Origin of the sequence: Enterococcus sp. DIV0236, assembly GCF_050558525.1 — a bacterium.
Taxonomy (GTDB): domain Bacteria; phylum Bacillota; class Bacilli; order Lactobacillales; family Enterococcaceae; genus Enterococcus; species Enterococcus faecalis.
In genome coordinates, this window is the sequence record NZ_CP187891.1 from 441,618 (window position 1) to 454,096 (window position 12,479).

Sequence of the window (12,479 nt, forward strand, 5' to 3'; positions counted from 1 at the left end):
CCAAGTTCAGAATCTGTTTCTATTTTATTATACCACGAAAAAGTTCTAGCAATGAAGTATTCTCAATGACTGAGGGGGGAAGGTGTGATAAAATAAAACAGCAACAATTGAATAAAAATAAAGGAGGAGCCGCTGTGATTAATCGATTTAAAGAATCGAAATTATTTTTCTGGTCAGTTGAATTACTTGTCGTGGCCATGCTATTATTTATTGCTTCGAAAATTAATTTCTTATTTGCACCGATTGGGACATTCTTTTCAACGTTGTTTGCCCCAGTCTTAGTAGCAGGCTTTTTGTATTATTTACTAAATCCTGTGGTCAATCTACTAATGAAGACGAAAATGAAACGAATTTATGCCGTCTTACTAGTATTTTTATTACTAATCATCGCATTAGTTCTGATCTTATTAACAATTATCCCTAAGTTGGCAGATCAGCTAGCTAGTTTAGCATCAAGTATGCCGGATTTCTTTAAACAAGTGGAGACCTGGATTTATGAGATTGCGGAGTTACCTATTTTTAAACAAATTGATTTAACAAGCTATATTGAAAAAATGGATATTTCTTATGCAAATATTATCCAACAATTTTTAAGTAGTTTATCAAGTAGCTTAGGTTCAATCGTATCAACTGTGGCGTCAACCACCATTGTTTTGGTCACTGCGCCATTTATTTTATTTTATATGTTAAAAGATGGAGACAAGCTAGTACCAGCGATTCAACGTTTTTTACCTGAAAAAAGAAAAGATGATATCGTGGATCTTTTAGGACAATTGAACCAAACCTTATCCAGTTATATTAGTGGACAAGCGATTGAATGTTTATTTGTCGGTACATTTACGATTATTGGGTATTCATTGCTTGGCGTTCGTTATGCCTTTTTATTTGGTGTCATTGCCGGCTTTACGAATTTGATTCCCTATCTAGGACCTTATCTAGGATTAGCGCCTGCTGTCTTAGTGACCATCTTTAATGAACCCGTCAAAGCAGCCTTATGTTGTTTAGTGGTGCTAGTGGTTCAACAATTGGACGGAAATATTATTTATCCAAACGTTATCGGAAAATCTCTAAAAATCCATCCATTAACGATTATTTTAATTTTATTGGTAGCAGGAAATTTAGCAGGTTTGCTAGGTATTTTCCTCGGTGTCCCATTTTACGCAATCTGCCGGACCATTATCTACTATGTTATTGATATGGTCAAAGCGGGTCGTAGTGAAAAAGTTACCAATGCTGTTCTTTTAGGGAATGAAACAAATACGAAAGAAAATAACGGTTAATGATTGAATCCGCTAATCTTTCGTGCTATGATTTTATGGATTAGGATAGAAAATAACCTGTCATAATACTGATTGTGTCTGTTTCTAAGCCTAACCATAAAAAGAGGAAGAACGTTAAAAGAGTACGAAAGTACAGCCTCGGAATTATCAACAATTAAGGAGAGAGAGAACATTATGAATAATGCTGACCCTGAGAGTCAGTCGCTAATTGCGCAACTTCTATTATTAGTCGTGTTGACGTTTATCAATGCCTTTTTGGCAGCGGCGGAAATTGCAGTCGTATCTGTTAACAAGAATCGTGTGGAACAAAAAGCGGAAGACGGCGACGCAAAAGCTCAAAAATTGCTTAAGGTATTGCAAGACCCCAATAACTTTTTATCCACAATCCAAGTAGGGATTACTTTGGTTAATATCCTATCTGGTGCTTCATTAGCAGAGACTTTATCTAGTCGTTTGGCCCCTGTATTAGGTGGCGGCGCCGCAGCTAAGAGTCTTGCCAGTATCATTATCTTAGCATTGTTAACGTACGTTTCTATTGTATTTGGTGAATTATACCCTAAACGAATTGCTATGAATAAATCAGAAGAAGTCGCTCAATTGACTTCTGGTGCAGTCCGCTTTTTAGGAGTTATCGCGCGTCCCTTCGTTTGGTTGCTATCGGCTTCGACCGATTTATTATCCAAAATCACACCAATGACTTTCGATGATGCCGATTCGAAGATGACACGAGATGAAATGCGCTACATGCTTGAAACAGAAGGTGTTTTGGAAAACGAAGAACTAGAAATGCTACAAGGTGTCTTTTCATTAGATACAAAAGTGGCACGAGAAGTAATGGTTCCTCGGACAGACGCATTCATGGTTGACATCCAAGATGATGTCCAAGAAAACATCAATTTAATTTTAGGAGAAAATTATTCTCGGATTCCTGTTTATAGTGAAGACAAAGATAAAATTGTTGGTATTTTACATACCAAAACGTTACTAAAAGCTGCACGTAATTTAGGCTTTGAAAACATTGAATTAGGCGCGATTATCCAAGAACCATTATTTGTCCCAGAAACCATTTTTATTGATGATTTACTTTATGAGTTAAAACGAACACAAAACCAAATGGCGATTTTACTAGATGAATATGGCGGTGTTGTCGGTTTAGCAACACTAGAAGATTTACTAGAAGAAATCGTTGGTGAAATTGACGATGAAACAGATGAAGTAGAAAATTTATATACACAAGTGGCCGACAATGAATATTTGGTTCAAGGACGCATGTTAATTGACGAATTTAATGAAGTATTTGAAACAGATTTACACATGAGCGATGTTGATACAATGGCAGGTTACTTAATTACAGCATTAGGAACCATTCCTGATGAAGGGGAAAAACCTTCTTTTGAAGTGGGCAATATTAAGTTAACTGCTGAAGAAATGGAAGGCACACGTTTGCTAGTCTTACGCGTTCATTTCTACGATGAAGAAACTGTCGATGAAGAACCAGAAGAAAATCGTCGTTTTTTCCGTAAAGAAATGGAAGATGACGAACCAAGACGTTAAAAATAACCTGTGACATCAGTCGTTTTGACTAATGTCACAGGTTTTCCTTTTAAAAAACAGCCAACAGCAGCTCTTTATTCTCATGGCTTGACATGATATACTAGCAAAGGTTAATCAAAAATTATGCTGAAGAAAATAAATAAATAAACATCACAAGTGATAAGGAGATTTTTATGACGATCAATCAAAAAGAAGCAGTCGATAGTCGCCGTACGTTTGCGATTATTTCCCATCCGGATGCTGGGAAAACAACGATTACTGAACAATTATTATTATTTGGGGGCGCCATCCGCCAAGCTGGAACAGTCAAAGGGAAAAAAACAGGGAACTTTGCCAAATCTGACTGGATGGAAATTGAAAAACAACGGGGAATTTCGGTAACGAGTTCTGTGATGCAATTTGACTATCAAGACAAACGGATTAATATCTTGGACACCCCAGGGCATGAGGATTTCTCAGAGGATACGTATCGGACCTTAATGGCCGTGGATAGTGCTGTGATGGTTATTGATAGTGCCAAAGGGATTGAAGCACAAACGAAAAAACTTTTCCAAGTTGTTAAAAAACGTGGTATACCAATTTTTACTTTTATTAACAAATTGGACCGTGACGGACGGGAACCATTGGAACTTTTAGAAGAATTGGAAGAACTATTGGATATTGAATCTTACCCAATGAACTGGCCAATTGGTATGGGAAAAGGCCTAGAAGGTCTATACGATATTTATAATGAACGCGTGGAATTATATCGTCCAGAAAATAATGGCGGGGAGCGTTTTATTCCTTTAAAAGATGGCGATATCCCAAGCGATTTATCATTGCACAATAACAGCGTTTATCAACAAGTGTTGGAAGATGTTGAGTTATTGGTAGAAGCAGGCGATGAATTTAGCGAGGAAAAAATCGCTCGTGGTGATCAAACGCCAGTCTTCTTCGGTTCTGCTTTGACAAACTTTGGGGTTCAAACATTTTTAGAAACCTTCTTACAATTTGCGCCTGCGCCACATGCGCATAAAACAGAAGAGGGTGGCGAAGTAAGTCCTTATGAAAAAGAATTTTCAGGCTTTGTCTTTAAAATTCAAGCGAATATGAACCCAGCCCATCGTGATCGAATTGCCTTTGTTCGAATTTGTTCAGGTGTTTTTGAAAGAGGCATGGACGTGACTTTAGGTAGAACAGGCAAAAAAGTCAAATTAAGTAACGTGACGCAATTTATGGCGGATGCCCGCGAAAACGTCACAGAAGCTGTTGCAGGCGATATTATCGGCGTGTATGACACAGGAAATTACCAAATTGGCGATACTTTGTATGAAGGGAAAATGAATGTTCAATACGAAGAGTTGCCGTCATTTACACCTGAATTATTCATGAAAGTGACTGCCAAAAACGTGATGAAACAAAAATCTTTCCATAAAGGAATTTACCAACTGGTTCAAGAAGGAGCCATTCAATTATACAAAACATATTTAACAGAAGAATATATCATTGGCGCAGTAGGTCAATTGCAGTTTGAAGTTTTCCAATACCGAATGTCCAATGAATACAATGCTGAAGTGGTAATGACGCCAATGGGTTCTAAAATTGCCCGCTGGATTAATCCAGAAGATTTAGATGAACGCATGAGCTCTAGCCGAAACATTTTGGCACGGGACCGCTTCGACCAACCATTGTTCTTATTTGAAAACCAATTTGCGGAACGCTGGTTTGCGGATAAATATCCAGATGTTGAACTGAAAAGTTTGATGTAAAATTAATTTGTAATCAATCAGTAGCTGAATCTTTAGAAGATTGAAGCTCGGCGCAGTCATTCTCAAGATGATTGCGCTGAGCTTTTTCTTGTTATAAGGTATTAAAGCAGGCGTGATTGTTTTTTTTGAGATAGAATACTTATTATAACGAACCTATCAAGGAGTGGACAAGAACATGAATTTTTATGGCATCGAGTATTTAAAAAGCCAATCTAATTTAAATGATTACTTAAAGTATTTTTTTATTTTTGCTTTGTTAATCGGGCTAGTCATTGTATTTAGTTTTTATGTGCGACATCAAATTCAAACGAAATATCGTGAATTAAGTATTATTATTTTTTTATCATTATTATTTGTTTTAGGGGTTCAATATTCCAATTATCAACTGAACCAAAATCAGCATTCACAATCTTCACAAATGGTACATTTTGTCGAACAAGTGGCACAGGAAAAAAAGGTTTCTCCAGAAAAAGTTTATGTCAATGGTACACAATTGGCTGACGGAACCATAGTTAAAATTGACGAAGTGTTTTATAAAATGAGTTTAAGTACGGATCAGCAGTCTTATACGTTACAAGAAACGTATTTATTAACACCAACGATTGAAATCATAAAGTAAAGTGAGGGAAAATTAATGCAGTTTTATAGTCCAATTATTATTAAATTTGCTTTAGGTATTATTTGTTTAATTGTCCAAATTAATTTGATGGGAAAAGGCAATTTGGCGCCCACATCGGCTATGGACCAAGTGCAAAACTATGTATTGGGGGGTATTATTGGTGGTGTTATTTATAATGATTCAATTACGGTGCTCCAATTTGTATTAGTGTTAATTTTGTGGACATTATTAGTCTTAATTTTAAAATTTGCAAAAGAACACAATCGCTATGTGAAGCAAATTGTGGATGGTAAACCCATTACTTTAATCAAGGATGGACAGGTTGTGGTGAAGGAATGTTTGAAAAATGGTATTTCTGCAAATGATCTAATGTTTAAATTACGAGCAAATGGTATTTATGAAGTCCAGCTTGTTAAACGGGCGGTTTTAGAACAAAATGGTCAATTAACAATCGTCGAATATGGCGATGAAAGTATTCGTTATCCGATTATTGTGGACGGTCAAGCCAACATGGATGTCCTAGAGTTAATCAAAAAAGATGAGCACTGGCTATTAACGCAAATCCAAGAACAAGGATTCCAAAGATTACAGGAAATCTATTTAGGTGAGTATTTATCTGGACAGTTAAGTTTATCGCCGTATGAAGAAAAAACGATTTCTTAGCTATACTTTTCATTCTACTTATATTAAAATTAAATGGTAATTCAATGAGTTTTAAAAGGAGGAAAAATGAAAACTAAAAAGATAGTTGTCGGGTTATTTTGTTCAATGATTATTTTAATGGGGTGCCAACCAGATCAACGAACTGAAAAAATGAAAGAAAGTACTGAAGCAGAAGCAGTCCAAGTAACGAGTGGTGCCTCGGCAGCCACTAATGCCACTTCTGTAAAGCAGGAGGAGCAGACAAACACGAATGATCAACCGAAGGAGAGTGCTGCCAAAGTGAGTTATGAGCGTAATGGACATACCTTTGAAGTTGATGCTGTTTCTGGCGCTACAGTAGAAGCTAATAATGGACAATCAGGAATTAGTCCAGAAGAAAAAGCTCAGAAGATGTATTGGTCAGGTCGTCCAGAAATCGGGGAAGTTCAAGGGGATTATTATCATCATGAAGTCGTGTTTGATGGCGGCTATACGGCTTTAATTGATGTAGTTGTTAAGGATCAACAAATTCAGTTAGTAGAATTTGATGAACGTGGACCTAAAAACTATTATTCTGAAGAATGGGCAGGAGTGACAAAACGTTTATCCGGCTATGCAAATTTTCAAGCGAACAACGCCCGAACCGATCAATCGTTAGTGACCGTTGTTAATACGATGACTTTTCTAGAAAATCAAATGGTTACCGAAAATCGTCTAGATGGCGCATTCCAGACAGCCAAAGGTCAATCCAATAGCGCTAATAATGGCTATCTTCCTGCTGCTAGGGCTTTAGCCAAGGAAATCAAAGAACCTTCAAAAGAACATTATACAAGTCTAACAGAAGATTTTGGGGAGGGGCTTTCTGGACGTTTAACGGTTATTACGTTAAAAGATTCAGGGAAAATAACCGATCTTCGTTATGATGAATATTTTGCAGATACAGAAGAAGAGATTAAAGATGCGAAACTGAAGGCTTATTCTCGCCAATCAAAATACTTTTCAAAAGATTATGCTCAAAAATCGGGGGAAAATTTCAAAAAAGAAGTGGATGACTTAAGAAAAAAAGCAATCGAGGAAAATAAATTAGTCAGTCCGACAAATGAGGAAGCCTGGTCGGAAAATTATCAAAGGCTTGTAAAAAAAATAACGTCACAATAAATTAAAAAAAATGCCGAAGTGGGGAAACTTCGGCAGTTTTTTTTAGTTTTCCATGAGGGAAACTTTTAATGGAACAGACACTTCGGTCACATGGTTTAACTCAATGATAGAAATTTCATCTGGGTCATAAGCCTCTTTAGGTAATCGTTTTAACAGTTTTGCTAAAATTTCTTTTACTTCTGTCGGACGAATGCGACGATTTTTATTCATAATCAGAACTTCCACATGGTGAGCTGCTTCTGAATAGACAGCGGTCGTGTTTCCTGCTGAGTAGACTTTTACAAAGTAAGCATCCGTGTTTTCCAATTGTTTATTTACTAATTGTTTGTAGCTATTGGTCACATTCACTAATTTCATTTTATCACCTCATTATAGTTGTGTGCTGCAAAAGAGCGTTTCCAATTATGTACAGGAGTTCCAGATTGAATTTTTTCTATGAGGAACAAGTATACGAATATCTTTCTTCTATTATAGTTTTTTTTGATGAAAATAAAAAGTGAAAAGCATAAAAAAATCCGCACGCATTGTTATTAATGCGTGTGGATTTTTGATTATTCTGCTTGGTCAGATGTTGAAGTTTCTGTTTTAGTCACTTCTTGTGCGCCAGTTACGATAATTTTACCTTCGTTATCTAACGCTGCGACTAATTGATGATTTTCAGGATGATCTAGATAGTATTCAGCAATGCCGTCTTCAATTTGTTCTTGAATCGTTCGGCGTAAAGGACGAGCGCCCATTGCAGGATCATAACCTAAATCAACGAGTTTCTCTTTGACTTCTGTTGGAACCTCAATGTGTAATTTTTGTTTAGCTAATAAGCCATTTACTTCTTCTAACATCAAGCTAACAATGTTCATCAGGTTTTCTTTGCTTAATGCTTTGAATTCGATAATACCATCGAAACGGTTAAGGAATTCGGGGGTGAAGAAGTTGTTCAATTGACCTAAAACAGATTTAGTCACACCTTCACGGGCAGCGCCAAAGCCAACGTTGGCTTCCACAGCACCTGTTCCAGCATTACTTGTCATGATAATGATGGTGTCTTTAAAGCTGACCGTACGACCTTGTGCATCTGTTAAACGACCATCGTCGAGAATTTGTAAAAACATGTGTAAAACATCAGGATGCGCTTTTTCAATTTCATCCAATAAAATTAAACTATAAGGATTACGACGGACTTTTTCTGTGAGTTGTCCAGCTTCGTCATACCCAACATAGCCTGGAGGAGAACCAATCAGTTTAGAAACACTGTGTTTTTCCATATACTCACTCATATCAAAACGAACCATCGAATCTTCTGAACCGAATAGCTCAAAAGCTAATTGTTTTGCTAATTCTGTTTTACCAACGCCTGTTGGCCCAACAAATAAGAAGGAACCAATTGGGCGGTTTTGTTTGCCTAGGCCTACACGATTGCGACGAATCGCTTTAGCTACTTTATCGACGGCATCATCTTGTCCGACAACATGAGCTTTTAAGTCAACAGCTAAATTTTTCAATTGGGTTTGTTCTTTTTCTTTTAAGTCACCGACAGGAATGCCAGTTTTTTGTTCCACAATGGCTTCAATATCTTTTTCAGTGATGACGGGTGTTTCTTCATCGCTGATTTGTTTTTCTTTCATTGCTTGTAATTTATTGATTTGATCACGATAATAAGCCGCTTTTTCAAAATCTTCTTCTGCGGAAGCTTGTTGTTTTTGTTGTTCCGCTTCTGCTAATTTTTTATCAATTGTTTTTGGATCGACGAGTTGAATAGTTAGATTCATTTTTGAACCAGATTCATCTAACAAGTCAATCGCTTTATCTGGTAAAAAGCGATCTTGAATGTAACGATTGGATAAGTTTGCTGCTGCGTTAATCGCTTCATCTGTATATTTAACATGATGATAATCTTCATAACGTTTTTGCAAACCATGTAAAATCGTTATGGTTTCGGCAACGGTTGGCTCATCTACTTGGACTGGTTGCATCCGACGTTCTAAGGCAGCATCTTTTTCAATAATACGGTACTCATTTAAAGTTGTGGCACCGACTAATTGTAATTCACCACGTGCTAAGGCTGGTTTTAAAATATTGCCAGCATCCATATTGCCATCACCAGCAGCACCAGCACCCACAATTTCATGGACTTCATCAATAAATAAAATGACATTTTCAGCTTCAGTGATTTCTTCAATCAATTTTTGCATCCGTTCTTCAAATTGTCCGCGAATACCAGTTCCTTGAACAAGTGAAACCACATCTAAACGAATGACTTCTTTGTCCAATAATTTTTGGGGCACATCGCCATCGACAATTTTTTGGGCTAAACCTTCGACAACGGCTGTTTTACCAACACCTGGTTCACCGATTAAAACGGGGTTGTTTTTTGTACGGCGATTTAAGATTTCAATGACACGCTTAATTTCTTGGTCACGTCCTACCACAGGATCGATATCTCCTTGGCGTGCCGCTTCGGTGATGTTAATCCCATACTCGCCTAGTAAACCTTGACCAGCGCCAGCGCCTCCGCGAGGGGGTTGACCTCCATTACCACCATCACCAAATTGAGTGGGTGGTGTTTGTTGTTCATAAGGATTACCTTGTTGCATTTGGCGAGAAAGAGAACGATATAAATCGTCTAAACTCCCAAAGCCAAAAGGGTCTTGTCCCATATTTTGAGGGGAATTATTTGCTTGATTTTTTAATTTTTGATAGCAGCTTTGGCAATAGTCCAGTTGTTTTCTTTGACCATTCACATTTGCATATAAATGAATTGTTGCTTCATTTTGTTGACAATTTTGACAAATCATTGAATGAAACACATCCTTTCAAAATAACTGAGGCCAGAAAAATAGCTGTTTGCTCTATTATTTCTAGTAAACAAACCATTTTTCCTCAAACCAGCCAAGTACTAGATAGCAAGAATAAATTCTGTCTATAAAACCACTTGACCATTTTTGACCTTTGAGGTTATTATAGCATTTTTTGTAAGAGAATCAAGTAAAAGACCTTGTTTAAAAAAAGGCAAAGATTCGATTTTTTTACAGACAATTGCGCCATTTTCAAGTAAACTATAAGAGTTGATATTTAAGAGAAAGAGTGGTGAAATCAATGGCTGAAAATCCTTTTGTAGAAAAAATTGCTTCATTAAAAGCTGGAGAAATCTCTGAATTAATCGTGGAGCAAAATGAATTTTTCCAATTTCGTGATGCTTGGATTTCTTTACCTGACCGCGCGGAAATTGTTGGAGAAGCGGGGTTAAATGGACGAATCATTTATCGTTACCAAAAAGAGGAAGAATAGTCAGTGCAAAACATCACGAAATTTAAGCAAAAAGTGTTGTGTAAGATAGAAAAAAATGGTAATCTTAGAAACTGAAAGGGTCTTTTTTCGAGTAGACGTTTGATTTTAGCGTATCAAGAAAGGAAAACCCTAACATAAAAATTTTTTATTTACGAAGGAGACCGATTTATATGGAAAAGAAAGAATTTCACATTGTAGCAGAAACAGGAATTCACGCACGTCCAGCTACTTTATTAGTACAAACTGCAAGCAAATTTAACTCAGATATTAACTTAGAATACAAAGGTAAATCTGTTAACTTAAAATCAATCATGGGCGTTATGTCTTTAGGCGTTGGTCAAGGTTCTGACGTAACAATCACTGTTGATGGTGCTGACGAAGCTGAAGGAATGGCAGCAATCGTTGAAACATTACAAAAAGAAGGATTGGCTGAATAATGTCTGAGATGCTAAAAGGGATTGCCGCAAGTGATGGCGTTGCTGTTGCTAAAGCTTACCTGCTAGTTCAACCTGACTTGTCTTTCAACAAAACTTCCGTAGAAGATACTGATGCAGAAGCAACTCGCTTAGACGATGCTTTAGCAAAATCTACTGAAGAGTTGCAAGCAATTCGCGACAAAGCAGCTCAAAGCCTTGGTGAAGCAGAAGCGCAAGTTTTCGATGCTCATTTAATGGTTTTATCTGACCCAGAAATGGTTGGTCAAATCAAACAAAATATCCAAGACAACAAAGTCAATGCAGAAGCTGCCTTGAAAGAAGTTACGGATATGTATATTGGTATGTTTGAAGCAATGGACGATAATGCTTACATGCAAGAGCGTGCAGCAGATATTCGTGACGTTGCCAAACGTATCTTAGCACATTTATTAGGTGTGACTCTTCCAAATCCTTCAATGATTAACGAAGAAGTAATCGTGGTTGCCCATGACTTAACACCTAGTGATACTGCACAATTAGACCGTACGTATGTTAAAGCCTTTGTTACAGACATCGGCGGACGTACTTCTCACTCAGCAATCATGGCTCGTTCGTTAGAAATCCCTGCAATCGTTGGTACAAAAGAAATTACTGACAAAGTAAAAGCAGGCGATATTTTAGCAGTGAACGGAATCATTGGGGATGTTATTATTGACCCAACAGATGCTGAAAAATCTGAATTTGAAGCAGAAGCAAAAGCTTATGCAGATCAAAAAGCAGAATGGGATAAACTAAAAAATGCAGAAACAGTGACAGCTGACGGCAAACATGTTGAGTTAGCTGCAAACATTGGTACACCAAAAGATTTAGAAGGCGTACACAAAAACGGCGGCGAAGCTGTTGGTTTATATCGTACAGAATTCTTATACATGGATTCATCTGACTTTCCAACTGAAGAGGACCAATACCAAGCGTATAAAGCAGTTCTTGAAGGAATGGAAGGAAAACCAGTTGTGGTTCGTACAATGGATATTGGTGGGGACAAAGAGCTTCCTTACCTAACATTACCACACGAAATGAACCCATTCTTAGGTTACCGTGCATTACGTATTAGCTTATCAGAACTAGGTGACGGCATGTTCCGTACACAAATGCGTGCATTATTACGTGCGTCTGTTCATGGTAACTTACGTATCATGTTCCCAATGGTTGCTACTTTGAAAGAATTTAGAGCAGCGAAAGCAATCTTTGAAGACGAAAAACAAAAATTAGTCAACGAAGGTGTTGAAGTTTCAAACGATATCCAAGTAGGTATTATGATTGAAATTCCAGCAGCTGCCGTATTAGCTGATAAATTTGCCAAAGAAGTAGACTTCTTTAGTGTTGGAACCAACGACTTAATCCAATACACAATGGCGGCAGACCGTATGAATGAACGCGTTTCTTACTTATACCAACCATACAACCCATCAATCTTACGTTTAATTAAAAATGTAATTGATGCAGCACACGCTGAAGGTAAATGGGCTGGTATGTGTGGTGAAATGGCGGGCGATCAAACAGCTGTTCCATTACTATTGGGTATGGGCTTAGATGAGTTCTCAATGAGTGCTACATCTATCCTTAAAACACGTAGCTTGATGAAACGTCTAGACACAACTAAAATGGCTGAACTTGCTGACCGCGCATTAAAAGAATGCGACACGATGGAAGAAGTCGTTGCATTAGTTGAAGAATATACAAAATAATTAAGTGATTATGAAAGCACATCGACAAT

The 12,479-nt window shown here is 37.3% G+C and carries 11 protein-coding genes; 9 read left to right on the forward strand and 2 right to left on the reverse strand.

Annotated elements, in window-relative coordinates; translation table 11 throughout:
- Positions 1–65 precede the first annotated feature (65 nt).
- The 6 genes from IGK27_RS02220 (at position 66) to IGK27_RS02245 (ending at position 7,001) form a co-directional block, all read left to right on the forward strand.
- Positions 66–1,280 carry an AI-2E family transporter gene (locus IGK27_RS02220; RefSeq protein ID WP_002384914.1) on the forward strand — a complete coding sequence of 405 codons (1,215 nt, stop codon included), beginning with the start codon at positions 66–68 and terminating at the stop codon, positions 1,278–1,280.
- Between the two features lie 174 nt (positions 1,281–1,454).
- On the forward strand, positions 1,455–2,834 hold the full coding sequence (locus IGK27_RS02225) for a hemolysin family protein (RefSeq protein WP_002363168.1): 1,380 nt from the start codon (positions 1,455–1,457) through the stop codon (positions 2,832–2,834).
- Between the two features lie 173 nt (positions 2,835–3,007).
- Positions 3,008–4,582, forward strand: a complete 1,575-nt coding sequence (locus IGK27_RS02230; RefSeq protein WP_033626382.1) for a peptide chain release factor 3 — start codon at positions 3,008–3,010, stop codon at positions 4,580–4,582.
- A gap of 175 nt (positions 4,583–4,757) precedes the next feature.
- Complete coding sequence (locus IGK27_RS02235; protein ID WP_002355544.1) at positions 4,758–5,201, forward strand: DUF3290 domain-containing protein; 444 nt, start codon at positions 4,758–4,760, stop codon at positions 5,199–5,201.
- A gap of 15 nt (positions 5,202–5,216) precedes the next feature.
- Entirely contained in the window at positions 5,217–5,864 is a 648-nt protein-coding gene (locus IGK27_RS02240) for a DUF421 domain-containing protein (protein ID WP_002355545.1), read from the forward strand.
- A gap of 66 nt (positions 5,865–5,930) precedes the next feature.
- Positions 5,931–7,001 (forward strand): hypothetical protein, encoded by a 1,071-nt coding sequence (locus IGK27_RS02245; protein ID WP_010820664.1) that lies wholly within the window; start codon positions 5,931–5,933, stop codon positions 6,999–7,001.
- Between the two features lie 42 nt (positions 7,002–7,043).
- On the opposite strand, the gene IGK27_RS02250 is transcribed toward IGK27_RS02245, so the two are convergent.
- Entirely contained in the window at positions 7,044–7,358 is a 315-nt protein-coding gene (locus IGK27_RS02250) for a DUF1827 family protein (RefSeq protein WP_002355547.1), read from the reverse strand.
- A 194-nt stretch (positions 7,359–7,552) separates the two neighbouring features.
- A complete protein-coding gene (locus IGK27_RS02255; protein ID WP_002386935.1) occupies positions 7,553–9,793 on the reverse strand; it encodes an ATP-dependent Clp protease ATP-binding subunit in 2,241 nt (746 codons plus the stop codon).
- Between the two features lie 301 nt (positions 9,794–10,094).
- Between IGK27_RS02255 and IGK27_RS02260 the strand changes: the two genes are divergently transcribed.
- The 3 genes from IGK27_RS02260 to ptsP all read left to right on the forward strand — a co-directional run bounded on the left by IGK27_RS02260 (position 10,095) and on the right by ptsP (position 12,450).
- Positions 10,095–10,286, forward strand: a complete 192-nt coding sequence (locus tag IGK27_RS02260; protein WP_002366170.1) for a hypothetical protein — start codon at positions 10,095–10,097, stop codon at positions 10,284–10,286.
- Positions 10,287–10,456: 170 nt separating this feature from the next.
- The gene (locus tag IGK27_RS02265; RefSeq protein WP_002355551.1) at positions 10,457–10,723 is read left to right on the forward strand and encodes a phosphocarrier protein HPr; all 267 of its coding nucleotides are present in this window, start codon (positions 10,457–10,459) and stop codon (positions 10,721–10,723) included.
- Entirely contained in the window at positions 10,723–12,450 is a 1,728-nt protein-coding gene (gene ptsP / locus IGK27_RS02270; RefSeq protein WP_002361251.1) for a phosphoenolpyruvate--protein phosphotransferase, read from the forward strand. Before IGK27_RS02265 ends, ptsP begins: the two co-directional genes overlap by 1 nt.
- The last annotated feature ends 29 nt before the right edge of the window (positions 12,451–12,479 follow it).